At 65.5% G+C, this 25,553-nt stretch carries 21 protein-coding genes and 1 tRNA gene; 11 read left to right on the top strand and 11 right to left on the bottom strand.

Annotated elements, in window-relative coordinates:
* Positions 1–10 precede the first annotated feature (10 nt).
* A complete protein-coding gene (locus ACOFKW_RS10825) occupies positions 11–382 on the bottom strand; it encodes a tRNA-binding protein (RefSeq protein ID WP_419814163.1) in 372 nt (123 codons plus the stop codon).
* A gap of 269 nt (positions 383–651) precedes the next feature.
* On the opposite strand from ACOFKW_RS10825, the gene ACOFKW_RS10820 reads away from it, so the two are divergent.
* Positions 652–1,161, top strand: a complete 510-nt coding sequence (locus ACOFKW_RS10820) for a PEPxxWA-CTERM sorting domain-containing protein (protein WP_419814162.1) — start codon at positions 652–654, stop codon at positions 1,159–1,161.
* Positions 1,162–1,251: 90 nt separating this feature from the next.
* Here the strand turns inward: ACOFKW_RS10820 and serB are convergent, their stop codons facing one another.
* Positions 1,252–2,121 carry a phosphoserine phosphatase SerB gene (serB, locus tag ACOFKW_RS10815; RefSeq protein WP_419814161.1) on the bottom strand — a complete coding sequence of 290 codons (870 nt, stop codon included), beginning with the start codon at positions 2,119–2,121 and terminating at the stop codon, positions 1,252–1,254.
* Here serB and miaA point away from each other — a divergent pair.
* From miaA to ilvC, 6 genes are all read left to right on the top strand, one after another.
* Positions 2,102–3,043: a tRNA (adenosine(37)-N6)-dimethylallyltransferase MiaA gene (miaA, locus tag ACOFKW_RS10810; protein ID WP_419814160.1), complete on the top strand. Its 942-nt coding sequence runs from the start codon at positions 2,102–2,104 to the stop codon at positions 3,041–3,043. The genes serB and miaA overlap by 20 nt on opposite strands.
* Positions 3,044–3,281: 238 nt before the next feature.
* Positions 3,282–4,463 carry a collagen-binding domain-containing protein gene (locus ACOFKW_RS10805; RefSeq protein ID WP_419814159.1) on the top strand — a complete coding sequence of 394 codons (1,182 nt, stop codon included), beginning with the start codon at positions 3,282–3,284 and terminating at the stop codon, positions 4,461–4,463.
* Positions 4,464–4,555: 92 nt separating this feature from the next.
* The gene (locus ACOFKW_RS10800; RefSeq protein WP_419814158.1) at positions 4,556–6,304 is read left to right on the top strand and encodes an acetolactate synthase 3 large subunit; all 1,749 of its coding nucleotides are present in this window, start codon (positions 4,556–4,558) and stop codon (positions 6,302–6,304) included.
* Positions 6,304–6,813, top strand: coding sequence for an acetolactate synthase small subunit (gene ilvN, locus ACOFKW_RS10795; protein WP_419814157.1), 510 nt, complete (start codon positions 6,304–6,306; stop codon positions 6,811–6,813). Before ACOFKW_RS10800 ends, ilvN begins: the two co-directional genes overlap by 1 nt.
* 10 nt (positions 6,814–6,823) lie before the next feature.
* Complete coding sequence (locus ACOFKW_RS10790) at positions 6,824–7,093, top strand: winged helix-turn-helix domain-containing protein (protein ID WP_419814156.1); 270 nt, start codon at positions 6,824–6,826, stop codon at positions 7,091–7,093.
* Between the two features lie 9 nt (positions 7,094–7,102).
* Positions 7,103–8,122, top strand: a complete 1,020-nt coding sequence (gene ilvC, locus ACOFKW_RS10785; RefSeq protein WP_419814155.1) for a ketol-acid reductoisomerase — start codon at positions 7,103–7,105, stop codon at positions 8,120–8,122.
* Between the two features lie 54 nt (positions 8,123–8,176).
* On the opposite strand, the gene ACOFKW_RS10780 is transcribed toward ilvC, so the two are convergent.
* Positions 8,177–8,641, bottom strand: coding sequence for a DUF2721 domain-containing protein (locus ACOFKW_RS10780; RefSeq protein WP_419814154.1), 465 nt, complete (start codon positions 8,639–8,641; stop codon positions 8,177–8,179).
* The gene (locus ACOFKW_RS10775; protein WP_419814153.1) at positions 8,638–10,731 is read right to left on the bottom strand and encodes a penicillin acylase family protein; all 2,094 of its coding nucleotides are present in this window, start codon (positions 10,729–10,731) and stop codon (positions 8,638–8,640) included. Before ACOFKW_RS10775 ends, ACOFKW_RS10780 begins: the two co-directional genes overlap by 4 nt.
* Before the next feature lie 146 nt (positions 10,732–10,877).
* On the opposite strand from ACOFKW_RS10775, the gene ACOFKW_RS10770 reads away from it, so the two are divergent.
* The 3 genes from ACOFKW_RS10770 to ACOFKW_RS10760 all read left to right on the top strand — a co-directional run bounded on the left by ACOFKW_RS10770 (position 10,878) and on the right by ACOFKW_RS10760 (position 14,837).
* A complete protein-coding gene (locus ACOFKW_RS10770) occupies positions 10,878–12,836 on the top strand; it encodes a beta-L-arabinofuranosidase domain-containing protein (RefSeq protein WP_419814152.1) in 1,959 nt (652 codons plus the stop codon).
* A 62-nt stretch (positions 12,837–12,898) separates the two neighbouring features.
* Positions 12,899–13,855: a cation diffusion facilitator family transporter gene (locus ACOFKW_RS10765; protein WP_419814151.1), complete on the top strand. Its 957-nt coding sequence runs from the start codon at positions 12,899–12,901 to the stop codon at positions 13,853–13,855.
* A 40-nt stretch (positions 13,856–13,895) separates the two neighbouring features.
* Complete coding sequence (locus ACOFKW_RS10760) at positions 13,896–14,837, top strand: Gfo/Idh/MocA family protein (RefSeq protein WP_419814150.1); 942 nt, start codon at positions 13,896–13,898, stop codon at positions 14,835–14,837.
* 157 nt (positions 14,838–14,994) lie between these two features.
* On the opposite strand, the gene paoC is transcribed toward ACOFKW_RS10760, so the two are convergent.
* The 6 genes from paoC to ACOFKW_RS10730 form a co-directional block, all read right to left on the bottom strand.
* Positions 14,995–17,214, bottom strand: a complete 2,220-nt coding sequence (gene paoC / locus ACOFKW_RS10755; RefSeq protein ID WP_419814149.1) for an aldehyde oxidoreductase molybdenum-binding subunit PaoC — start codon at positions 17,212–17,214, stop codon at positions 14,995–14,997.
* Positions 17,215–17,217: 3 nt separating this feature from the next.
* Positions 17,218–18,168, bottom strand: coding sequence for an FAD binding domain-containing protein (locus ACOFKW_RS10750; protein WP_419814148.1), 951 nt, complete (start codon positions 18,166–18,168; stop codon positions 17,218–17,220).
* Positions 18,165–18,800, bottom strand: coding sequence for an aldehyde dehydrogenase iron-sulfur subunit PaoA (paoA, locus tag ACOFKW_RS10745; protein WP_419814147.1), 636 nt, complete (start codon positions 18,798–18,800; stop codon positions 18,165–18,167). Before paoA ends, ACOFKW_RS10750 begins: the two co-directional genes overlap by 4 nt.
* 250 nt (positions 18,801–19,050) lie before the next feature.
* Positions 19,051–19,126 (bottom strand) — tRNA-Lys (locus ACOFKW_RS10740).
* Between the two features lie 117 nt (positions 19,127–19,243).
* The gene (locus ACOFKW_RS10735; protein ID WP_419816925.1) at positions 19,244–22,369 is read right to left on the bottom strand and encodes a helicase-related protein; all 3,126 of its coding nucleotides are present in this window, start codon (positions 22,367–22,369) and stop codon (positions 19,244–19,246) included.
* Positions 22,370–22,658: 289 nt separating this feature from the next.
* Positions 22,659–23,777, bottom strand: coding sequence for an anhydro-N-acetylmuramic acid kinase (locus ACOFKW_RS10730; protein WP_419814146.1), 1,119 nt, complete (start codon positions 23,775–23,777; stop codon positions 22,659–22,661).
* A gap of 17 nt (positions 23,778–23,794) precedes the next feature.
* Between ACOFKW_RS10730 and tyrS the strand changes: the two genes are divergently transcribed.
* Entirely contained in the window at positions 23,795–25,009 is a 1,215-nt protein-coding gene (tyrS, locus tag ACOFKW_RS10725) for a tyrosine--tRNA ligase (protein WP_419814145.1), read from the top strand.
* Between the two features lie 7 nt (positions 25,010–25,016).
* On the opposite strand, the gene ACOFKW_RS10720 is transcribed toward tyrS, so the two are convergent.
* On the bottom strand, positions 25,017–25,538 hold the full coding sequence (locus ACOFKW_RS10720) for a tetratricopeptide repeat protein (protein ID WP_419814144.1): 522 nt from the start codon (positions 25,536–25,538) through the stop codon (positions 25,017–25,019).
* Positions 25,539–25,553 lie beyond the last annotated feature (15 nt).

Genomic DNA, 25,553 nt, shown 5'->3' with positions numbered 1-25,553 from the left:
TCGCCGACCGTCAGGCCAAGCGCGCGCCGTCCGGTATGTCGTCGGCCGTCGTCGCCAGCACGATCGCGCCGCCTTCATCGGCGAAGCCAAGGACCAGTACCTCGGACTTGATCGGCCCGATCTGACGGGGCGGAAAGTTGATGACGGCGAGGACCCGCCTGCCGATCAACGCCTCCGGCGTATAGCGTTCGGTGATCTGCGCCGAGCTCTTGCGCACGCCGATCGTCGCGCCGAAGTCGATCATCAGAATGAAGGACGGCTTGCGCGCTTCCGGGAATGGCGAACAGCTGAGGACCGTGCCGGCACGAATGTCGACCTTGAGGAATTCGGCGAATGTGATCGCCTCCGCCGCCGGGTCGTCTGGACCGTAAACCATGTGCATGATGCACGGCACTATAACCGTCCGAAGCAAGACGCCAGCTTGGGCTGCAGCACACTCCTAGCCCGGGACAGATCTGCAACACACGATGGGGAACTAGTCGTTGCGGGACAGCAGAACCTACAAATGCGCGAGATTGTAATGACTACGCCACAGATAATGCTGATGATCGATGGTAACGGGCCGACGCATTCAGTAACTTATCGGCCTGACGCCGAGGCCTGACATCCGGATGCGTGCCTTGCACCTCGCACACCATCAAGGATAGCCCGATGAAACGCCTGCTCTCCCTCGCCGCGGCTGTTGCTGCGGTGCTGTCTTCAGTGCCGGCGAGCGCGGTGGACCTGCGCTACACGATCAAGGGGAGCAATGGCTTCGCGGCGAGCTTCCTGCTCGACAGCACCACGGTTTCCCACCCGTTGTTCCCGGACAACTTCTTTGTCTTCGATGTGCCCGGCACATTTTCCGACGGCTCGGCGCTGGCAGGGTTAACGTTTTACGATACCGAGCAGGAAGGTGGCATGACCGTCTTCACCGCGAATGGCACCGAGGCGAGCTTCGTCGGACCGACGCTGTTCAGCGGTACGATCGCCAATCCGACACTCGTCACGTTCCGGCCCACCGTCTTCCGCCACTATTATGACTCCTCGATCAGCTACGTCACCTCGGCCGTCGCTGTGCCGGAGCCAGCGACCTGGACGATGCTGTTGATCGGCTTCGGCATGGTCGGCACCGTGGTCAGGCGCCGAGGGGCAGCCGGGACGAGTTCGGTCGCAGCCTAGGCGCTTCTGCATAGGCTATCATGATGGCCGTTGGCCGCAAGACCGGCCGTCTTCATGTTGTCCCAAGGTTCAGGCGACAACGATGTCGAGCTAGTCGGCCCAGTCCCGGCGCCCGATGCCTTGGGCCCACAGCAGCACGCGGAGGTCGCCCACCCGCACGGCTGCATCTGCCGCGGCAGCCGCCTTGGGCTTGGCGTGGTAGGCGATGCCTAAGCCAGCCGCTTCCAGCATTGGGATGTCATTTGCGCCGTCACCGACGGCAAGGCAGCTCTCCAGGTCCACGCCCGCCGCCAGCAACTCGGCGCGCTTGGTCGCCGCGTCGATGACGGGGCGGAGGACGCGCCCGGTAAGCTGGCCGTCGACGATCTCCAGTACGTTCGCGACGACATGTGCAAAGCCGATCTCAGCGCCGACCGGCGCGGCGAATGCGGTGAAGCCGCCCGAGACAAGCACCGTCGCGGCGCCGGCTTCACGCATCGTCCGCACCAGCGTCACTGCGCCGGGGCTCAGGCGCACGCGCTCTGCCCGACACTGGTCGATCACCCCGGCGTCCATGCCGGCGAGTAGAGCCACCCGCGCATCCAGTGCGGCGACGAAGTCCAGCTCGCCGCGCATCGCCGCCTCGGTCACAGCGGCAACCTCAGCCTTCAGGCCGGCATAATCGGCAAGCTCGTCGATGCACTCGCAAGTGATCATCGTCGAATCCATATCGGCAATCAGCAGGCGTTTGCGGCGCGGCATTGCAGCCGACTGAACGACCACGTCGTAGCTGGGCAGCGCCGCCTCCAGCGCGGCACGCACCTTTGCGTGGTCGAGCTTCGCGACGTTCAGGTCCGCCGCCTCGCCCGCATCGATCCAGGCCGGCGTGCCTGGCTCCGCCCCTGCCGCGCGCAAGGCGTCGCTTGCCACGGCGATATCGCCCGGCGACAAGCCTTGCCCAATGAGCGTCGCAATCAACATCCAGCCCAACCCCGATAAACCAATGGTCGGCGTTATCGCGGGCGCGACCGCGACCGGCAAGTCCGCGGTAGCGATCGATGTCGCCCGGGAACTCGGCGGCACGATCATCAATGCCGATGCGAGCCAAGTTTACGCCGACCTGCGCATCCTGTCGGCCCGACCGAGCGATGCAGACATGGCAGCCGTACCGCACCGGCTGTACGGCTGCGTCGACGGCGCGAACGCCTGTTCGGCCGCCGACTGGGCGTTTCTGGCGCGGGCGGAAATCGACGTAGCGCTGGAAGCGGGCCGCGTGCCCCTGCTGGTCGGCGGCACCGGGCTATACCTGCGCACCTTGCTCGACGGCATCGCACCGGTGCCGGAGATCGACGCCGATGTCCGCGCCAAGGTTCGATCGCTCGACCCGGACGCTGCCAATGCTGCGCTGGAGCGAGAGGACCCGGCAGCAGCCGCGCGGCTGGAGCGCGCCGATCGCCAGCGCACTTTGCGCGCGCTCGAAGTCGTTCGCTCGACCGGACGAACATTGGCCGACTGGCAGGGTGAGCGAACCGGTGGCATCGCCGCGACGCATGCCGTCGTCGCTATCGTCGTCGAGCGCGACCGGGCGGAGTTGCGTGACCGCTGCAGTGCCCGCGTCGGGGCGATGCTCGCCGCCGGTGCGCTGGACGAAGTTGCAGCATTGGTCCGACGCAACCTCGATACCGACAGTCCGATAATGCGCGCGATCGGGGTTCCGCAGCTGTCGGCGGTACTCGACAACAGCATGACACTGGCTGCGGCCGAATCAGCGATCATCCATGCTACGCGGCGATACGCCAAGCGTCAGGCAACCTGGTTTCGCAACCAGACGCCTGACTGGCATCGGTACGAACCGGGATTAACTAATCTTAACGGAAAAGTGTCGGATTTCTTTACGGCGTAGAAACCTACCTGAACGATAAACGATTGGTAAAGAAACAATAAATGTTTTTGGCATAATAGTTGCTAGGGAGTTAATACAAGCGGGAGGGCCGTTTGCGACGTTTCGCACGATAGGGTCGATGATGAAATTCGGGGGAACGGCCGCTGCCGTGATGGTAGCGGCCGCAATCGGCACATTTGCCGGTGCGACACCAACTTATGCCGCACCCGTCGGTGATGCGAAAAATGCTCTGAAAACAATGAGCGAGATCAACCTCATCGTCCTGGAGAATTACAAAGCTGGGGCCGACGTAGAAGGCAAGACCTACGTCGGCGGCAATGTCACCGGCCAAGCGTCGCTGGGCATCGGCAACTCCGCAAATCACCAGACAGCGGTCGACTCCTATCACTCGACCCTCGCGGTCGGTGGCAACAATTCCGCCCAGCTCAACGTCAAGCACGGCAGTGGCTCGGGCGACAGCTACGGCGCCTATATCGTTGGCAGCAGTGGGCAGCTCGACATCAGCGAAGCCGGTGCCGTGGTCCGGATCGGGGGCAGTGCCAGCAACATCAACCTTCACGCCGGCAGCCGGATCGAGATCGGCGGCTCGCTGACCAACATCAACCTGGGAGCAGGAACTTCCGGTTCGCCGACGATCAACAAGGTCGGCGGCAGCGTCACCAACGTCAACGGTGCCAATAACACCGCGCTATACGTCGGCGGCAGCATCAGCGGGAATGCCAACGCCAACGGCGCGAGTTTCCACAGCAACTATGGTTTCAGCAACGCCACCGTCACTGCGCCCGTCGTCACTTCGCTTTCGGGCTACACTGCGCAGCTTACCGCCGACGTCAAGGCATTGTCCGTAGCGCTTGGCGCCCTGACCATCGCCAACAATCCCAGCACCATCACCTATGGCTCGCAGGGTCCTACCTTGCATGCCGTCGCCAGCTCGGCAGGCTTTGCGGTGTTCAACGTCAACGAGAACTTCTTCAGCTATGGCGAGGTCAAATACGACTTCGCCAACACCAGCATGCCGGTCATCATCAATATTTCCAGCTCCAATATGTCGCTCCACAATGCGGTAGCGGCGACATACAACTGGAACCTCAACCCGGTCAGCGGTGCCAACAGCACGCACAACCAGCAGATCATCTGGAACTTTACCGACGCCAGCACCGTCAATTTGAATCGCGCGGTCTTCGGTTCGATCCTGGCGCCGACAGCGACGGTCACCAACAATGGCCCGGTCAACGGTTCGGTGGTCGCGAAGATCTTCAACCAGAGCGGCGAGGTGCACCTGGGTACCTATGCTCGCGATATCGAGTTCATCTCGGCGGACGACAGCGTCGTGCCCGAGCCGGCAATTTGGCTCCAGCTTATCACCGGCTTCGGCCTCACCGGCGCTCTGATGCGCAGACGCCAACGCACCATCGCATAGCACGGCGCAAGTAAGTTGCTGTTTAATGCCTTGACCACGCAACTTTGATACCGTAACTCGCGCTGCATCCGCAGTTCAAAGAGTTCGCCGCCATGCCTTCTACCCAGACTGGAGCCGAGATCCTCGTCCAGGCGCTGACCGATATCGGCGTCGACACCATCTTCGGCTATCCCGGCGGCGCCGTGCTGCCGATCTACGATGCGCTGTTCAAGCAGACTCGCATCCGCCACATCCTGGTGCGCCACGAACAGGCCGCTGTTCACGCCGCCGAAGGCTATGCGCGCTCGACCGGCAAGCCCGGCGTCGTGCTCGTCACCTCGGGTCCCGGCGCGACAAACGCCGTCACCGGCATCACCGACGCGCTGATGGATTCGATCCCGATCGTCGTGCTGTGCGGCCAGGTGCCGACGCATCTGATCGGCACCGACGCCTTCCAGGAGTGTGACACGACCGGCATCACCCGCCATTGTTCGAAGCACAACTACCTGGTCAAGGACACTGCGCGCCTGGGCGATGTCGTCCATGAGGCATTTCACATCGCTACCGCCGGTCGCCCCGGCCCGGTGGTCATCGACATCCCTAAGGACGTCCAGGTTGCCACCGCCAGCTACACAAAGCCTGGCACGATCAAGCACAAGACCTACCAGCCGCAGGTCAAGGGCGAGCTGTCGTCGATCGAGGCAGCCGTCGAGATGATGGCCGCGGCCGAGCGTCCGATCCTCTACACCGGCGGCGGCATCATCAACGCCGGGCCGAACGCGACGCTGCTGCTGCGCGAGCTGGCGCGGCTGACCGGCGCGCCGGTGACCTCGACGCTGATGGGCCTCGGCACCATGCCCGATCCGCATCCGCAGTTCCTCGGCATGCTGGGAATGCACGGCAGCTACCAGGCCAATCTGGCGATGAACGAGTGTGATCTGATGGTCTGCCTCGGCGCGCGCTTCGACGACCGAGTCACCGGGCGGCTCGATGCCTTCTCGCCTAATTCCAAGAAGATCCACGTCGATATCGACCGTTCCTCGATCAACAAGGTGGTGCGCGTCGACCTCGGCATCGTCGGCGACGTCGGCCATGTGCTGGAGGACATGATCCGCATCTGGAAGGCGCGCGGTCATCGCCCCGCCGACCTGTCGGGCTGGTGGGCCAAGATCGAGGGTTGGCGCGCGCGCAACTCGTTCGGATACACCCAGTCGGGACCGGAGATCGCGCCGCAGCACGCCATCCGCCGCCTGTGGGAGATGACGCGGCACCTCAAGCCGATCATCAGCACCGAGGTCGGCCAGCACCAGATGTGGGCGGCCCAGCAGTTCGGCTTCGACGCGCCGAACAAGTGGCTGACCAGCGGCGGCCTCGGCACCATGGGCTACGGGCTGCCGGCAGCGATCGGCGCGCAGCTCGGCAACCCGAACGCACTGGTCATCGACATCGCCGGCGAGGCCAGCATCCAGATGAACATCCAGGAGCTCGGCACCGCCATCCAGTACCGCCTGCCGGTCAAGGTGTTCGTCATCAACAACGAATACATGGGGATGGTGCGCCAGTGGCAGCAGCTCAACCATGGCAGCCGCTATTCGGAAAGCTATTCGGATTCGCTGCCCGACTTCGTCAAGCTGGCTGAGGCGTACGGCTGGACCGGCATCCGCATCGAAACCGAGGACCAGCTCGACGCCGGTATCGCCCAGATGCTGGCCACGGACGGCCCGGTGTTCGTCGACTGCCAGGTCACCAAGCTGGCAAGCTGCTACCCGATGATCGCCAGCGGCGCCGCCCATACCGAAATGATGCTCGAAGGTGGCGACTGCAAAGCCGCTGCCGACGAAGATGCACAGGCCCTAGTTTAGTGAAATCCGCACCATCCGAACCGCATACGCTTTCCATTCTCGTCGACAACGAAGCGGGCGTTCTCGCGCGTATCGTCGGGCTGTTCTCGGCGCGCGGGTATAACATCGAGAGCCTGACCGTCGCCGACGTCAGCAGCGACCATGCGGTCAGCCGGATTACCGTGGTCACCTCTGGTCCGCCAGCGGTGATCGAGCAGATCATGGCGCAGCTCGACCGCTTGGTCCCTGTCCACCGCGTCCTCGACCTGACCGCGCTCGGCCCGCACGTCGAGCGCGAGATGGCGCTGGTCAAGGTCGCGGGCTCCGGTGACAAGCGCGTCGAGGCGCTGCGGCTGGCCGACATCTTCCGCGCTCGGCCGGTCGACACCACCACCGGCAGCTTCGTCTTCGAGATCAGCGGCTCGACCGCCAAGGTGCAGAGCTTCATCGACCTGATGCGCGAAGTCGGGCTGGTCGAGGTCGCTCGCACCGGCGTCGTGGCCATCTCACGAGGAGCGGCGGCGGTTTGAGGGTAATGCAATGACGATGATAGGGCTTCCGCCGCAGCCGCAAGTAGAAGAGGCTCTTACCGATTACCTGTTAACTATCGGCGAATGGGTAACACCAAAAACTGCATACGAAGCGCTAGCTAAGCACTTCAATCTAAGTCCAGAGCAGCGAAAACTTACAATGGCATTTGATGGCCGTAATCATTGGGAAAATCGTGTCCAGTACGCGCGGCAACGCCTCGTTGCTCGTGGCGTGCTAGATGGGAGCCGTCTTGGCTTTTGGAAATACAAGTCTAACTAAGGAAAGCACATGCGAGTTTATTACGACGCCGATGCCGACATCGGGTTGGTCAAGGCCAAGAAGATTGCCATCGTCGGTTATGGCAGCCAGGGCCATGCCCATGCCCAGAACCTGCGCGATTCCGGCGTCGGTGAAGTCGCCGTCGCGCTGCGTCCGGGTTCTGCCACGGCGGCCAAGGCGGAAGGCGCCGGCTTCAAGGTGATGAGCAACGCCGAGGCGGCGAAATGGGCCGACATCATCATGGTCCTCGCGCCCGACGAGCATCAGGCAGGCATTTATGCCGACGACCTCGCTGCCAACATGAAGGAAGGCGCCGCCCTCGCCTTCGCGCACGGGCTCAACGTGCACTTCCAGTTGATCGAGCCGCGTGCCGATATCGACGTGTTCATGGTCGCGCCAAAGGGCCCGGGCCATACGGTGCGCTCCGAATATGCTCGCGGCGGCGGCGTGCCGTGCCTCGTCGCCATCCACCAGGATGCCAGCGGCAACGCCCATGATGTCGCGCTGAGCTACGCCTCGGCGATTGGTGGCGGACGCTCCGGCATCATCGAGACGACCTTCCGCGAGGAGTGCGAGACCGACCTGTTCGGCGAGCAGGTCGTGCTGTGCGGCGGCCTGACCCAGCTGGTCATGGCGGGCTTCGAGACGCTGACCGAGGCCGGCTATGCACCTGAGATGGCGTATTTCGAGTGCCTGCACGAGGTCAAGTTGATCGTCGACCTGATGTACGAGGGCGGCATTGCCAACATGCGCTACTCGATCAGCAACACCGCCGAATTCGGCGACATCGTCACCGGCCCGCGCATCGTCACCGACGAGACCAAGGCCGAGATGAAGCGCGTCCTCAAGGACATCCAGGAAGGGCGCTTCGTTCGCGACTTCATCCTCGACAACCGCGCCGGCAACCCGGTCCTCAAGGCCAGCCGCAAGCTGCAGGCCCGTCACGAGATCGAGGAAGTTGGCGAGAAGCTGCGCGCCATGATGCCGTGGATTGGCAAGAACCAGCTCGTCGACAAGGCCAAGAACTAGCCGCAACTGTATCTGCCGACAGTGTCGATGAGACACTGTCGGCGGAGGCGTCCACTAACCCCTGAAGTCCTCCAGTGCTTCGCCTCGGACCCGGACCGAGCGCATCGCAATCTGAACCTCGGCCAGGAAGGCGAGTAGTCCCGCGATCAGCAGGATCATCACCAAAATGAATAGCGGCGCGACGGCGGCGGAGGCACGCATCGGGATAACGTCGCCGACGAACAGGATCGCGACGACGATGCAGACGAACAGCGCCGACAGGGTGCACAGTCCGATTGCCCAATGTGCCGCCGACATGCGCCGGCCGAGCACCACCATCTCCTTGCCGGCCCGCTTCCGCGCCGCAGCGTCGTAGCTGCTTAGCTCCGACTCTAGCTTGCGGGCCCGGTCGATGACGCGGCTCAAGCGACTGGTCATGACGTTGAGGATCGATGCGATACCGGTCAGCAGAAACACCGGGGCCACCGCCAGCTGGATGTTGTGCGCGATGGTGTCGATATGGGCGGGGGTAGCGATCATGGCCGGTAGGACCTTTCTACATGGCCGGCCAGCTGGGCCTCGGTGAACCACACCGGCTTCCACTTCTCGGCGGCGAACAGTGGCGCCTGGTCGGCGTAGTGCGGCGAGTCAGGACGCGCAGTTGCAGCGCCGTACTGGTGAATGCTCTCCGAATGAACGGCGCCGTCCCTCCCCCATTCTACGAGCATGATGAAGCTGTCTCCGTGGTCGGCGACCCGTACGCCCTTCTCCTCGCGACTATAGATCGCGCGGATGGTGTCGGGGCCACCGAATACCGGCAGGCTGGTCTTGCCGCGGACAATACGCTGCAGCGACGCCAGTGGCGGATCCAGCCGACCGAAACTGGCTTTCAGCCAAGCGCTGTCGTTTGCCAGCACGGCCTTCGCATCCGGCAACGGATCGCCGTCGTTGGCCGCTCCTGCTGCACTGCCGATCACCATCGCCGCCATTGCATCGGCAGGCCCCTGCCCGTCCTGGACCCAGTCCCACTTTGCCAGCAGCGCCTGCGCCGCCGCAGATTCAGGTGCGCCGCTGGTATCGACCGCCGCCAGCTTCGCCATCCACGCCCCCATTACGCCAGCGTGACTATAGCCCTTGTCGAACTTGATGCGGAGCAGATCTTCGCGCGACAGCTTGCCGGGATGGGCCGCAAACAGGTCCATCCAGCGCAGCGCCCGATTGGTCATGTTGGTCTCGATGCCGAGCTCAGGAGCGAAGTCGACCCGCTTGATGTCGCTCGCCGGATCGGTCGCATGGAACGGTGTGTTGTTCGAGTTGGCCACCCAGCCCGCTGCGGGATCAACGATGGCCGGGTCCGCGCTGAACGGCTCATAGCTCGTCCACAGCGTCTTGCTGGTGGCGCCCGGCAGTTCGCCCTGCCAGTCGAAGCCCGTTATACGCTTGGGGAAGCGCGCATTGTAGAACATGCCGATGTGTCCCGCCGCGTCGGCATAGACGAAGTTGAACGACGGCACGCCCTGACGCGCCATGATCGCCTTCCACTCCCCGAAGTCGCGCGCTTTGTTGAGCTTATACCACTGCTGCACCGCGCCGACGTCGCCGATCCCGGCATAGCGGATCGCGAACACCCCGCGCTCGTTCCTGATCACCGGCCCCTGCACCGAGCGATACACCGTCTTCGGGATTGGCAGCACCAGCGGCCCGAAACGGACGTGCAGCCAGACGCGCGTCTGCTCCAGCGGCAGCCACTTGTCGTCGAAGCGGTAGTGCGTGCCGTCGGCGTCCATTGCCAGCCTGTAGACATCGACGAGGTCCGGCCGATCGACCGTCTCGGTCCAGCCCAGGGTCTTGTTGTGCCCGACCACCGGGAACGGCACGCCCGGGAACAGTGCGCCGGCAAAGTCCCAGCCCGCGTCGGAATGCACTACCGCCTCGTACCAGGCGACGTCGCCTTCCCAAGGTTGATGCGAATTGGAGATCAGCCGGGTGACGCCGTCGGTCGAGCGTCCCGGCGCCACCGCAAAGCCGTTGGAGCCCTTCTCGCCGCCCGGTCCGGCGTTGCGTGGTGCCGGCTTGTTGTCGAGCATCATCCCCAACGTTCGGTCGAGCCCAAAAAAGAACGGCAGGCGCACCGCGAACAACGTCACCACGTCGCGCCCGTTCAGCGGGAACAACCCTCGCAGCCGGACCTCGCCCGGGTGCTTTTCGGCATAGCGGTTGAGCCCCGCGGCATAAGCGTCGACAAGGTCACGCGTCGGCTGGTCGAGCTGGGTCGCAAAGCCGCGCTCCGCCACATCTTGAGCGTCGAGCAGCGCATTGGCGAAGTCGAGCTTAGCTCCCTCGGCACCCGTGATCGCTCCGGCACGACCGCGCGCCGCCGCCATGGAATGCTCTATCGTCGGGAAATCGTCCTCGGCATGGGCGTAGGCCAGGCCGAACGCAACATCGGCGTCGGTGCGGCCGAAGATGTGCGGCACGCCGTAGGTATCACGAACGATGCGGACATGATGCACGACAACCGGGTCGGCGGCAGGCGCCCGGGCGGTCAGATTGTCCCAGCTCGCCAGACCGACGAATACCGTCGCCAGTACCGCGCCGACCCCCGTGCCGATCCTCAGCCACTTCCGCATCCGCGACAAACCCCACCGTGTCGCAGCAGTTATGACCTGCCATGCGGACGGATGATAGGCGTGCACTGCCCGCTGGACATGCTTTCGTTGCGCAGGGCCTTGGGCTACTCAGACAATTGTACGGGAATTGCGCAAGGAATCTCGGAATGCTTGGACCGTGCTGCACAGGCCATAGCCGCCGGACCTTCCTGGCCGGGACGGCGACGAGTGCGCTGGTCGCCGGACCGGTCGTCGCCAGCCTTCGCTCCGCACCGGGTTATGCAGCGGAGGTCGATGTGACCCTGCCCAAGGCAAAGCTGCAGGCATTCGACATGGCCGACGTGACCCTGGGCGAGGGCCCGTTTCTCCATGCCCAACGCAAGACCGAAGCATACCTGCTGTCGTTGCAGCCGGACCGGATGCTTCACAACTTCCGGGTCAATGCTGGCTTGCCGCCACGGGCGCCAGTCTATGGCGGCTGGGAGTCGGAGCCGATCTGGGCGGAGATCAACTGCCACGGCCATACGCTGGGCCATTACCTGTCAGCCTGCGCCCTTGCGTGGCGCTCCACCGGCGACAAGCGCTTCAAGGCGAAGATCGAGTATATCGCGGCGGATCTCGCAGCCTGCCAACTGGCATCGCAGTCCGGATTGATCTGCGCTTTCCCCGATGGGCCGAGGCTGATTGCGGCGCACCTGCGCGGCGAAAAGATCACCGGCGTGCCATGGTACACGCTTCACAAAGTCTTTGCCGGCTTGCGTGATGCAGCGACATTGTCCGACAGCACAACCTCGCGCGACGTGCTGCTGCGCCTCGCCGATTGGGCCGTTGCTGCGACCCGGCCGCTTGATGATGCACAGTTCGAAACCATGCTGGAGACCGAGCACGGCGGCATGAACGAGGTCTTCGCCGATCTTTACCTGCTAACCGGCGAGGCCGACTACCGCCACATGGCCGAGCGTTTCTCGCACAAGTCGGTCATGGCACCGTTGGCGAAGAACCGCGACCATCTGGACGGGCTGCACGCAAACACGCAAATTCCCAAGATCGTCGGGTTCGCGCGGGTTTGGGACGTCACCGGCAAGCCTGAATACCAGGCCGCCTCACAGTTCTTCTGGAAGACGGTGACGACAACCCGCTCCTACGTAACCGGCGGACACGGTGACAACGAGCACTTCTACCCGGTCGCGAACTTCGCCGACCACGTCTTCTCGGCAAAGGGATCTGAAACCTGCGGTCAGCACAACATGCTGAAGCTGACCCGGGCCCTGTTCCTGCACGATCCCCAGCCCGCCTATGCGGATTTTTACGAACGGACGCTCTACAATGGCATCCTCGCTTCGCAAGATCCCGAGACCGGCATGGCAACCTATTTCCAGGGCGCCCGGCCCGGCTACATGAAGCTGTACCACACGCCCGAGAATTCATTCTGGTGCTGCACCGGCACGGGCATGGAGAACCATGTCAAATATCGCGACTCGATCTACTTCCATGATGATCGCGCAATCTACGTGAACCTGCTTATTCCCTCCACGGTCACGTGGAAGGCAGTCGGTGCCACTCTGACCCAGGCGACGGCCTTCCCCGACGCGGCGACGACGGCCCTGCGCTGGACGATGAAGCGCCCGACCGAGCTGACCCTGAAGATGCGCCATCCCGGCTGGAGCCGCACTGCGGTGGTGTCGGTCAATGGCGTCGAAGCGCTGCGGTCGATCGATCCCGGCAGTTATGTCGAGCTCGCGCGGACCTGGCGGAACGGCGACACGGTCGAGATGAGCTTGGTCATGGAGGTCGGCGTCGAGCGATCACCGGTCGCGCCGGACATCGTCGCATTCACTTATGGACCGCTCGTGCTGGCCGGTGCGCTGGGGCGCGACGGGATCGCGCCAAGTGTCGATATCGTCGTCAACGAGCGCAAGTACGGCGACTATAACGCTGCGCCGTTCACGCCGCCCAAGCTTGCCGGCGATCCAGAGGCGATCGCCCGCGAAATTCGTCCCAGTGAGAGGTCGCTGGAGTTCGTAGTGATGTCCGCGGAGCAACAACCAGTCCGGCTGGTGCCGTATTTTCGGATCGCGCACGAGCGTTACGCGACCTATTGGCCGATCGGGCGCGTTTCGACCTGATCGCGGTCTCCGGCGGCGACACAAGCTCTTGACCACGGCGGCGCAACCGGGTGGAGGGGATCATGGCTCACGACCACTCGCACGCCCATTCGCACGCGCCTTCCAGCGGCCATTCGCATGGCGGCGGGCATGGGCACAGCCACGCGCCGGCGAACTTCGACCGCGCCTTTGCGATCGGCATCGGGCTCAACGTCGCCTTTGTTGCGGCAGAGGTGGTGTATGGGCTGAGTTCGCACTCGCTGGCGCTGCTGGCGGATGCTGGGCACAATGCGTCCGACGTGCTCGGGCTGCTGCTGGCGTGGGGTGCGGCCTGGGCGACGCGGCGCCTGCCGTCGCGCAACTTCACCTATGGCTGGCGACGCTCGTCGATCATGGCGTCGCTGATCAACGCGGTGGCGCTGCTCGTTGCGGTCGGCATCATCGTCGCCGAGTCGATTGGGCGCTTCGCCGACCCCGAGCCGATTGCGACAGGCACGGTGATGCTGGTGGCGGGTGCGGGGATCGTCGTCAACGGTATCACTGCGCTGCTGTTCGTTGCCGGGCGGAAGGGCGATCTCAATGTTCAGGGGGCATTCCTGCACATGCTGAGCGACGCCATCGTGTCGGCGGGCGTCGTGCTCGCTGCGCTGGCCATTTCCTTTACCGGGTGGTTATGGCTCGATCCCGTGGTCAGCCTGGTCGTCGCCGCGGTGATCGTCGTCGGCACCTGGGGGCTGCTCAAGGAGTCGCTGCGACTGTCGCTGGACGCTGTGCCGGCGGGCATCGATTGCGACAAGGTAGAGCGCTATCTTGCGGGCCTCCCCGGCGTCGTTGCGGTCCATGACATGCACATCTGGTCGATGAGCACGACCGAGGTGGCGCTGACCGTGCATCTTGGGGTTCCGGGTGAGGGTCCGCACGATGCGTTGCTGCACCGTATCGCGCATGATCTTGCGCACGAATATGGGATTGCTCACCCGACCGTTCAGATCGAGGCGGAGCACGCTGCCTGCGCGTTGGAACCGGCCGACCGGGTCTAGAGGTTTCGAAAAACCGAATGCGACCGAAAGGAAAAGTTTAATGGCGAAGTACGGGATCGGGATCATCGGCTTTGGAAAAATCGCGCAAGATCAGCATGTTCCGGCGATCCGGAGTGTCGACGCCTTCGAACTGATTGCGGTGTCGAGCACCAGCGGCAAGACCCCGGAGGACGCGACCTATTTCTACACCGATTACCGCGAGATGCTCGCCAAGACGCCCGGGCTCGATGCGGTGGCGATCTGCACCCCACCCGGCCCGCGTCGCGCCATCGCCGCCGAGTGCCTGGCTGCCGGCAAGCATGTGCTGCTGGAAAAGCCGCCGGCCGGTACCGTTACCGAGGTCCTCGATATCGCGGCGCGAGCCACTGCCGCCGGCAAGGTCGCCTTCGCCACCTGGCACGCGCAGCATAACGAGGCGGTCAAGCGCACCCGTGCTGCGCTGGCCGGCAAGGTCGTGAAGACCCTCGACGTGATCTGGAAGGAGGACCTGCGCCGCTGGCATCCGGGCCAGGACTGGATCCTCGAGGCCGGCGGCTTCGGCATCTTCGATCCCGGCATCAATGCCTTGTCGATCCTGACGACGATACTGCCCGCGCCGATCTTCGTGTCGCAAGCCGAACTGTCGTTCCCGGCCAACCGCGAGGCGCCGATCGCGGCGAACCTCAAATTTGCGACCGGCCTGACCGCGGATGAAAACCTGCATGCCGAGTTCGATTGGCGCCAGACCGGCGAGCAGACCTGGGAAATCGATATCGAAACGGTCGATGGCCTGAAGCTGCGGCTGACCGGTGGCGGTGCGACGCTGACCATCGAGGGCCAGCCGGCATTCACCGGTCAGACCGACGAATATCCGGACATATACCGTGATTTCGCGGCAATGATCGAAGCGGGCAACTCGCGCGTCGACGTCGCCCCGTTCCAGCTGGTCGCCGACTGCTTCCTGCTCGGCAAGCGTTCGGAGGTCGAGGCGTTCGAGTTCTAGTGCTGCCGATGCGCTGCCGGGTGCCTATGCCTGCGTCCAACAGTCCCCCTTAGGCGCCGAGGCAACCCGGCCGCATACCAACTCCTACCGCGCGCTATCTGCCAGCCCGCCGGCCTGGTGCAACTGGACCCTTGCACCAGCCGAGCGGGACCCAGCCTCAGGCCACCGCAGGCAGCCGGTCGAGATGCTTGTCGAGCGTGATCGGATAATCGCGAACCCGAACGCCCGTCGCATTATAGACCGCATTGGCAACGGCCGCGCCGACACCGCACAGCCCCAGTTCGCCAACGCCCTTCGCCTTCATCGGATTGGCCTTGTCGTCCGCCTCGTCGAGGAAGATGACCTCCTGGTGCGGGATGTCGGCATGGACCGGCACCTCATAGCCGGCGAGGTCGTGATTGACGAAAAAGCCGAAGCGCTTGTCTACCGCCAACTCCTCCATCAAAGCGCCGCCGACGCCCATGGTCATCGCGCCGATGACCTGGCTGCGTGCAGACTTGGGATTGATGATCCGGCCTGACGCGCAGACCGCCAGCATACGGCGGACGCGCGTCACCCCGGTATAGGCATCGACGCCGACCTCGACGAAGTGCGCGCCGAACGTCGACAGCTGCCAGGTCTTGTCGAGGTCGCCGAACTCGATCTGGTCCTCGGCGACCAGTTCGCCCGCCGCGGCGGCCTGGCGCAGCTCGGCCGAACGATTGCCGCTGCGAACCTTGCCGTCCTCGAACACCGCATCGGTCGAATTATAGCCGAGGCGCTGCGCCACTGCGGCGCGAAGCTTGACGCAGGCGGCGTAGACACCGGCCGTTGAATTTCCGGCGCCGAACTGCCCACCCGAGCCGGCCGAGACCGGGAAGTCGGAATCGCCAAGCCGGACCACCACCGCTTCCGTCGGCACACCCATCATCTCGGCCGCCGTCTGGGCGAGGATGGTGTAGCTGCCCGTGCCGATATCGGTCATGTCGGTTTCCACCGTGACCACGCCGTCACGGCCCAGCCGCACCCGCGCCGCCGACGGCATGCTCATGTGATTGCGGAACGCCGCCGCCACGCCCATGCCGACCAGCCAGCGACCGTCCCGCACCTGCGCCGGTTTGGATTTGCGCTTCGCCCAGCCAAACGCCGTTGCCCCCTCGTTGAGGCAACGAACAAGCTGGCGCTCCGAGAACCGACGTCCGGGCTTTTCCGGATCGGTCTGCGTATCGTTCTTGATGCGGAACGCGATCGGATCCATCCCAAGCTTTTCGGCCATCTCGTCCATGGCGATTTCCAGCGCCATCAGTCCGGGGGCCTCGCCCGGCGCCCGCATCGAGTTTCCCTCGGGCAGGTTCAGCACGGCCAGTCGCATCGATATCAGGCGATTGGCACCGGCGTAGAGCAGCTTGCTCTGCATGACGGCCGTCTCTGGCTTGCCGTCGGGCTGATCGCCGGAGCCACTCTCATGTGCGATCGCAGTGATCGTCCCGTCGCGCTCGGCACCGATACGGATCCGCTGGCGCGTCGCTGGCCTGTGCGTCGCGTTGTTCGCCATGATCGGGCGGGACAAGGCGAGCTTCACCGGCCGCTTCGCCGCGCGCGCGGCCAATGCCGCCAACACCGCATCGGTACGCAGAAACAGCTTCCCGCCAAAACCGCCGCCGACATAGCTGGAGATCAGGCGGACCTTTTCCTTGGGCATGTTCAACGTCGTCGCCAGGTCGGTGCGGCCCCAGTCGATCATCTGGTTGGACGTCCAGACGGTCAGCTCGTCACCCTTCCAGGCAGCGATGCTGGCGAATGGCTCCATCATCGCGTGGTTCTGGTCGGGCGTCGAATAATCGGCATCGAGCTGGACCGGTGCCGCTGCGAAAGCCGGCTCGAACTCGCCGATACGATCGACCGGCGGCGCCTCGCTACCCTCGTCGCTGGATCCCCCGTCGAGCGGCGCGGTCTTCAATCCCTCGTCGAGGTCGTATTGGCCATTGGCGCGGGTGTAGTCGACGCGCAGCAGGCCTGCAGCGGCGCGTGCCTGCTCGAACGTCCCGGCAACGACGACGGCGATCGCCTGGTGGTAGTGATCGACTTCGGGTCCACCCAACAGCTTGACGGTGTTGTACTTGCCCTTCCCGAGCTTTCCCGCCTCCTTCGCGGTGACGATGGCGATCACCCCGGGTGCCGCCTTGGCCTCGGTCAGGCGCATGGCGGTTATCCGACCCTTGGCGATGGCCGACGTGACGACATAGCCATAAGCCGCATCCGGCGCTTCGCTGTGATGCTCATAAGCGTAAGGCGCGGTACCGGTCGTCTTTAGCGGCCCATCGATGCGGTCATGGGCCCGGCCCACGACCTTCAGCCGGTCGATCGGGTTGGCGCCGGCAGGAGTTTCGAACTTCATGGATCAGGCCTTGGCTTGCGCGATGACGGCGGCGAGCGCGCGCGTCGCCAGCGGCAGCTTGAACGCGTTGTCGCGAGTGGGGGTCGCCCCGGTGAATGCTTTTTCGGTAACGGCGGCGGCGCCTTGGGGCAGCAATGCCTCGGCCGCTTCGACGCGCCACGGCTTGGGAGCGACGCCACCGAACGCCACGCGGCCCGTACCGTCCGGCTGGATCACCGCGGCGACGGAGACGAGGGCATAGGCATATGAAGCACGGTCGCGCACCTTCTCATAGAAGTGCTTGCCGCCAAGCGGGCGTGGCAACGTCACTGCCGTGATGAGTTCGCCCGCCTTGAGCGCCGTGTCCTGCTCGGGATGGTCGCCCGAAAGACGATGGAAATCGGCGATCGGAATCGAACGGGTGCCGCCGGTCGCATCGACCGTCTCGATCACCGCATCGAGCACGCGCATCGCCACGGCCATGTCGCCGGGGAAAGTGGCGATGCACTTGTCGCTGACCCCGATGATCCCGAGCTGGCGCGAATAGCCACCGATCGCCGCGCAGCCGGAGCCGGGCTGGCGCTTGTTGCACGGCATGTTGATGTCATAGAAATACGGGCAACGGGTTCTTTGCAGCAGGTTGCCGGCAGTCGATGCCTTGTTGCGCAACTGCCCCGATGCGCCGGCCAGGATCGCACGTGACAACACGGCATAGTCGCGCCGGATCCGCTCGTCGGCGGCCAGCGTGGTGTTGGTGACCAGTGCGCCGATCCGCAGGCCCCCGTCGCGCGTCGCTTCGATCTTGTCGAAGCCGAGATCCTGGACGTCGACAAGGTGCGTCGGCGTCTCGACCTCGATCTTCATCAGGTCGAGCAGGTTGGTCCCGCCGGCAATGAACTTGGCGCCGGGCCGTCCGGCCACGGCACGCACGGCCGCGATGGGGTCGGTCGCTCGCTCGTAGGTAAAGGCCCTCATGCGACTGCCCCGGCGACTTCGGCCATCGCCTCGGCGATGTTCGAATAAGCGCCGCAGCGGCAGATATTGCCGCTCATGCGCTCGCGGATCTCGGCGTTGGTGGCGCTGGGCGCCTTGGTAAGATCCTCCTGGACGTGGCTCGGGATGCCCTGCCTGATCTCGGCGAGGACCGCTACGGCGGAGCAGATCTGACCGGGGGTGCAATAGCCGCACTGATAGCCGTCGTGCTTGATGAAGGCGGCTTGCATCGGGTGCAGCTTCTCGGGAGTGCCGAGCCCTTCGATGGTGACGATGTCGTCACCCTCGTGCATCACCGCAAGGCTGAGACAGGAGTTGATGCGGACGCCGCCGACCATCACCGTGCAGGCCCCGCACTGGCCATGATCGCAGCCCTTCTTGGTGCCGTTCAGGTGAAGATGCTCACGGAGGGCATCGAGCAGCGTCGTCCGGGGATCCAGCGCCAGCGCGCGTCGCTCGCCGTTGACGGTGAAGCGCACCGGCATCGTCGATTCGGGTCGCCCCTGGGGCGATGCTGGAGGCGCGGCAGCGACCGGACCGACAGCAATAGCGGCGGCCGCCCCGCCGGTGAGAACGCCACGGCGAGACACTTCGAGTTGAGGTAAATTCGACATCAGGGATCCTTCATGCGGCACGCCGCTCGCAGCATTAACGCAGACAAACTGCTTTGGCCGCGTGAGGGAGGCTCAAAAAGGCGATGAGCAGAGCTCATCGGAGCGGATACCGCCGCGGCATTTTGCCCAACGGCAAGTGACCCGAGACCGGCGCGGAAATTCGATCAGGGAGCCTGGCAAGCCGTAAGCTGGCGCAGACCCGATCGCCGGGCGTCATGCGCTGCTGGCAGACTTCGGTACGGCGGAGGGGTGGTGGACGCACCAGGGTTCGAACCTGGGACCCGCTGATTAAGAGTCAGCTGCTCTACCAACTGAGCTATACGTCCATCGATGGTATGAACGAGCCGGGGATGGTTAAGGCCACCGGCGCGAACTGGAGGCCTCTTAGCAGCGTCTTTTCGCGCTGTCAGTTATTTTGTTGCGTCGTGGCACAATGAATTTCGTCACGACCCGCTCTCCAGCATCTGCTCCAACAGTTGCTTGACCCGCGCCACCCGCTCGCCACCGTCGGCGATCCGGTCGAGCAGCAGCAGGCGATCGCCTTTGCGCTCGAGTTCGGCATGAGCGATGACGGCGTCGAAGTCCCGGCGGGGGGTGAACGCGATGGCGGCCGGACCGGCGTCGATCCGCGCGATCTTCAGGACACAGGCCATGGCCCGGATCGCGGCGATGTCGAGCAGCATGCGCGCTTCGTCGGGCAGCGCGCCGAAGCGGTCCTCGAGCTCGGCCTCGAAGCTGGCAAGCGCATCCGGATCGGTCAGGCGAGCCAGCCGCCCGTACAGCGCGATACGGACTTCGACTTCAGGAATCCATGCGGGCGGCAGGCTGCCGGCATGGCCAAGGTGAAGATCGGGGCTCCAGCGGTCGACCACCTCGCCGCGCGCCGAACGCAGGGCGCTTTCGAGGAGGTGGTGGTACAGGTCGACGCCGATCAGCTTCATATGGCCAGCCTGGGCGTCGCCGAGCAGGTCGCCGGCGCCCCGCATGTCGAGATCGCGAGCGCTGATCGCGAAGCCGGCGCCGAGACGGTCGAAGGCCTGCAGCGTGCGCAGCCGGTTGAGCGTCGCATCGGCGATCCGGCTGCCGGGATCGGTCAGCAGCAGCACCTGGCCGCGACGCCCGCCGCGACCGACGCGCCCCCTCAGCTGGTGCAATTGGGACAGGCCGAAGCGGTCGGCGCGCCAGACGATCATGGTATTGGCGCGAGGCACGTCGAGACCGGCCTCGATGATGTTGGTGGCGAGCAGCACGTCGCCGTCGCCCTCGGCAAAGCGCACCATGGCATCGTCGATGTCGGCGGGGGTCATCTTGCCATGCGCCTCGCGGATGACGAGTTCGGGAGCGAGTGCGCGCAGCTTCTCGGCCATCGGAGCCATGTCCTCGATGCGCGAAACGACGACGAAGCTTTGGCCGCCCCGCCCCTTCTCGCGGAGCAGGGCGGTGCGCACGGTGGCGGGATCGAAGCTGGCAACGCTGGTGCGGATCGGCTGGCGTCGGGCCGGCGGCGTGGCGATGATCGACAGCTGCTGGAGGCCGACCAGCGCAGTCTGGAGAGTGCGTGGGATCGGGGTGGCGGTCAGCGTGCAGCTGTGACTATTGTCGTTGAGGTTGCGCAGCCGGGCCTTATCGGCACTGCCGAAGCGTTGCTCCTCGTCGATGACGACCAGCCCGAGGTTGGCGTAGGTCGCGGTGGCGACGGCGGAGGTGCCGATGACGATCGCGATCGAGCCGTTGGCGAGGCCTGCCTTGGTCGCCTTCTTCTCGGCGGCGGTGGAGAGGCGCGAAAGACTGGCGACTTCGATGCCCATGCCCTCGAAGCGGCGCCTGAAGCTGTCGAGGTGCTGGCGTACCAGGACAGTCGTCGGGGCGGCGATGGCGACCTGGCCGCCGGCGAGCGCGACAAGAGCTGCGGCGCGCAGGGCGACTTCGGTCTTGCCATAGCCGACATCCCCTACGACCAGGCGGTCCATCGGCTTGCCCGAAGCGAGGTTAGCGCGGACCGCGGCAATGGCGCGAGCCTGGTCGGGGGTTTCGGTGAACGGAAAGCCGGCACTGAAGCGCTCATAGGCTGCGGCATCGGGCTCGAAGCACGGCGCGGTCAGCTCGGCCCGGGCGCTCGCCATGGCCGTCAGCGCGCGGGCGCTCTCGGCGATCGCCGCATCGATTTCCCCACGCCGCTTCAGCCAGCTCGAGCCGTCGAGGCGGTCGAGTGCGACAGCATCGGCGTCGGCCCCATAACGCCAGATCCGGTCTGCTTCAGCAACGGGCACCAGGCGCCGCGCACCCCCGGCATAGTCCAGCATGATCGCGTCGCCGCCGTCATCGCCCGGCACCAACTCGAGGCCGGTGACAATGCCGATGCCGTGATCTTCATGGATGACCACGTCGCCGGGGCGGAACTCGCCGGCTTCACCAACCAGGGGATTGCTCGCCGCGCTGTTCGTAACGCCGGTCAGCGCGCGGCTGCCGAGCACGTCGGCGGCGGCGAAGACGCTGAGGCCCGGCCGTTGCCAACCGCGCTCCAATGGCATCGTCAGCATCGCAACGGTGTTCGGGACGGTCTCGCCAAGCCAGCCCGCCAGCGGCTCCGTCACCACACCGATCTTGCGAAGCTGCGCCCCCAGGAACCGCAGATCCCGCGCCGATCCGGCCAGGATCGTGCGGTCGCCATCCGACATCGCCGCCTTCAACGCGCGTCCGAACGCCCGCAGCGGTGCCTTGCCCTCGACGAAGCGCTTGCCTGCTGTCTCGCCGTCCTGCGCCACGTCGACCAGCCGCCGCCCGGCAAGCGTCGCCGACCACCGCGCCGCGTCGGCAACCGGCTCAACTCGCGAACCCGGTCGCAGTCGTGCCGCGTCCGCCACCAGTCCGACGAAGCGGTCGCGCAGGCGCATTGCGTCCGGGTCCAGTGCCACCGCCGCGTCGGGGAGGTGGTCAAACAGCGTCACCGGCGCATCACCGAGAGGCGGTTCGGCGCTGCGACCTATCTCCAGCTGCTCCAGGTCTGCGGTGCGGAGCTGGGTAACCGGGTCATAGCATCGGATCGCGGTGATCCGCCCATCGGCCAGCTCGATCCGCGCCGGCAGCCCGGCATCGGCGGGAAAGATGTCGACGACCTGCCCACGGATGGCGATCTCGCCCGGCTCATCGACCCGCTCGTCGGCAAAGTAGCCGAGGTCGTTAAGCAGGGCGTCGAACGCCTCGATCTCGAACGGCTCTCCGACCGTCAATCGCGGCAGGGCGGCATCGAATGCTGTCACCGGCGGATAGAGGCGCGCTGCTCCCTCGGCGGTTGTAACTAGGGCAATTCGGCGCTCTCGGCTCAACGACGCAGCACGTGCCCGGTGCAGCGCCGCCACCCGCCGCCCGACATTGGCGGGCGATGCCGGCGCAGTGTCGCCGGGCAGAGCGTCGCTGGACGGGCAATGCAGCACCTCGGCATCCGGCGCGGCGGCCGTCAGCGCTGTCGCGACCATCTCGGCGCGCTGCTCGTCAGTGGCGACATAGACCACGTCACCCTGCGCCAGCGCCTCCGCCAACCGCGCCGCCACCACCCCGATTGCCGCCATCTGGCGCGGCGCACCGGCAACTCCTTGAGCTTCTACAACGAGTTCAGTGGCACCAACGGGTTCGACAAACATCAGTGTGGATACTCGCGCAGGCGACAGGGGAGTCGCTGAACGAGGACGTGGCGGATGCCGTTCCGCGCTTGGCTGGCCGGCGACACCTTGCCGCCGACGTGCGGAACCGGTCGATCGAAATGCGGTCGGTTCGACCGTCTGACGCAGGCAAATTCCGTAGCCGCGAACCTGACGCGGCCCGGCCCGCGAGGGTCAAACTATTCGGTGTCGCGAGCCGCTAAAGCTCGCGAGGCTGCAATTCGCTGACGACGCCACCGCAGGTCGGGGCCCGGACGCCGGTCGTTTCGGGCCAGCTCGTCGGCCAGCCGTTGAGCACGCGGACGGCGAGCCAGGCGAAGGCTTCGGCCTCCAGTGCGTCGCCCTCCCAGCCAACCGCCTCGACCGGCTCGGCAGGCATGCTGGTGCGCTCAGCAAGCATCCTCATCAAGGTCGCATTGTGGCGGCCGCCGCCAGTGACCAGCAAGCGGAGGGGTGTCTGGGGGACATGGGCAAGGGCCAGCGCGACGGTCTCGGCGGTGAAGGCAGTCAGCGTCGCGGCACCATCGGCGAGGTCGAGGCCGCGCGCCGGCTGCGACGAGAAATCGCCGCGGTCCAGCGACTTGGGGGGTGCCAGGTCGAACCAGGGGTTGTCGGACAGGCTGTCGAGCACGTCTGGATGGACCGTGCCGCGTCCCGCAAGTTCGCCGCCAGCGTCGTGGCTCAGGCCGGCCTCGGCGCGCACCCAGTCGTCGATCAAGGCATTCGCCGGCCCGGTGTCGAAGCTCAGCCAGTCGTCGTCACCCAGCCAGGTGATATTGCCGACGCCGCCAAGGTTGAGCACCCCGAGCGGCCGTTCCAGCCCAGCCGCCAGCGCGCGGTGATAGCCGGGCGCAAGCGGAGCGCCCTGCCCGCCCGCCGCGACATCGGCGGAGCGGAAGTCGCTGACCACCCGTACGCCGGTCAGTTGCGCCAGCAGCCCGCCGTCACCGATCTGCCAGGTCCAGCCGCGGTCCGGGCGATGGGCGACAGTCTGGCCGTGGAAACCGATGACTTCGACATCGGCGGCTTCGACTCCCGCCTGATCGAGCAGCATCGACACCGCGGCGGCATGCGCCAGCGTCAACTCGCGGGCGGCGGCGTCGATCGCCGGATGTGGACCCGGCCGCTCCATCGCCAGAGCCGCGGCACACGCCGCGCGCAGCCGCTCGCGCGTCACTTCGCTGTAGGGCGTACCGCCGAATGCGATGCGGCGAACCTGGCGGTCGCCGTCGGTTTCGATCAGCGCCGCGTCGATGCCGTCCATCGAGGTGCCCGACATCAGCCCAACGGCGAGAGTTCCCTGAACTGGTCCGCTCATGCTAGGCAGCCTCCGCCATGACCTACAAATCCGACTTCCTCCGCGTGCTAGACGAACGCGGCTACATCCACCAGATCACCGACGCCGTGGCGCTCGATGATGCGGCCAGCAGCGGCGTGGTGACCGCCTATGTCGGCTACGACTGCACCGCGCCGTCACTCCATATCGGCAATTTGGTGTCGATCATGATGCTGCGGCGGCTGCAGCAGGCAGGGCACAAGCCGGTCGTTCTGCTCGGCGGCGGCACCACCAAGGTCGGTGATCCTTCCGGCAAGGACGCCGGTCGGCAGCTGCTCGACGATGCGCGGATCGCCGCCAACATGGCCAGTATCAAGCGGATCTTCGAACGCTTCCTGACCTTTGGCGACGGGCCTAGCGACGCGGTGATGGTCGACAATGCCGACTGGCTCGACGGCTTGGCGTATATCCCGTTCCTGCGCGACATCGGGCGGCATTTCTCGATTAACCGCATGCTGACCTTCGATTCGGTGCGGCTGCGGCTCGACCGGGAGCAGCCGCTGAGCTTCCTCGAATTCAACTACATGATCCTGCAGGCGTATGATTACCTTGAGCTGTCACGCCGGGTCGGCTGCACGCTACAGATGGGCGGGTCGGACCAGTGGGGCAATATCGTCAACGGCACCGACCTGATCCGCCGTGTCGACAGCAAGCCGGCCTATGGCCTGACGACGCCGCTGATCACGACTGCCGACGGCGCCAAGATGGGCAAGACCGCGGCAGGCGCAGTTTGGCTGCACGAAGATTCGCTGCCGGCGTATGACTATTGGCAGTTCTGGCGGAACACGCACGACGCCGATGTCGGGAAGTTCCTGCGCATCTTCACGGACCTGCCGCTGGACGAAATCGCGAGGCTGGAGGCTCTGCCGGGGTCGGAGATCAATGCGGCGAAGGCCGTGCTTGCCGATGCCGCGACGGCGCTGTGCCGGGGTGCCGAGGCTGCGGCAGGCGCCAGCGCGACTGCCGCAGCGACGTTCGAGGCGGGCGGCGCGGGGGACGATTTGCCCAGCTTTGCGGTCAGCGGCCCAGTGACCCTGCTCGATGCGCTAGTCGGTTTGGGTTTCGCCGCGTCGAAAGGCGAAGCTCGGCGGCTGGTCGCCGGTGGCGGGGCGCGGATCGAGGGCGCTGCGGTCAACGACGAAGCGGCGATGGTCGAGGCGGGAGCACGGATCTCGGCGGGCAAGAAGCGCCACGGGATCTTGGTGGCAGGCTAAAAGCCCGCTACTCCAGCGTCGCCCACGGACGCCATTGCTGCAGGCGCTGGTCTAGCAGCGTCAGCGTCGGGGCGTCGAACTCTCGCGCCAGCCGGGTTGCGAGCGCCGTGGCCTTGGCAGCGGTCGGAGCGTCACCGCGGTTCGCTGCCAGGCGCGCCCAGACCCAGGCGGAACCACGATCTCGCGCGATGCCGCTGCCCTCGGCACAGGCCCGGGCAAGCGCCAGCTGGGCCGGGGGATAGCCGCGCCGGGCGGCACGCAGCCACCAGGTCGCGGCCGTCGCAGGATCGCGCGCCATGCCCTGCCCGCGCGACGCCATGACGCCGAGCATCGTCTCGGCAACCGCGGAGCCCTGTCCGGCGAGCCGGCGGAAATTATGCGCAGCCTGGGTGAAGCGACCGGATTGGTGAGCGGCCAGCGCATCGGAGAGCAGCGGCATCGCCCATGTCGGCGGCGACGCGGCCGCCGGCGGGGCGATCGACGACAGCGGCACGGCAATCATCAGGAGAACGGTAAAACGCAGGAGCATCGCCGCCGCGACTAG

The sequence above is a fragment of the Glacieibacterium sp. genome, assembly GCF_965200405.1.
Classification (GTDB): Bacteria; Pseudomonadota; Alphaproteobacteria; order Sphingomonadales; family Sphingomonadaceae; genus Glacieibacterium.
Note: the sequence above shows the minus strand (reverse complement) of the source record. Positions and strands in the feature narration are given on the sequence as shown.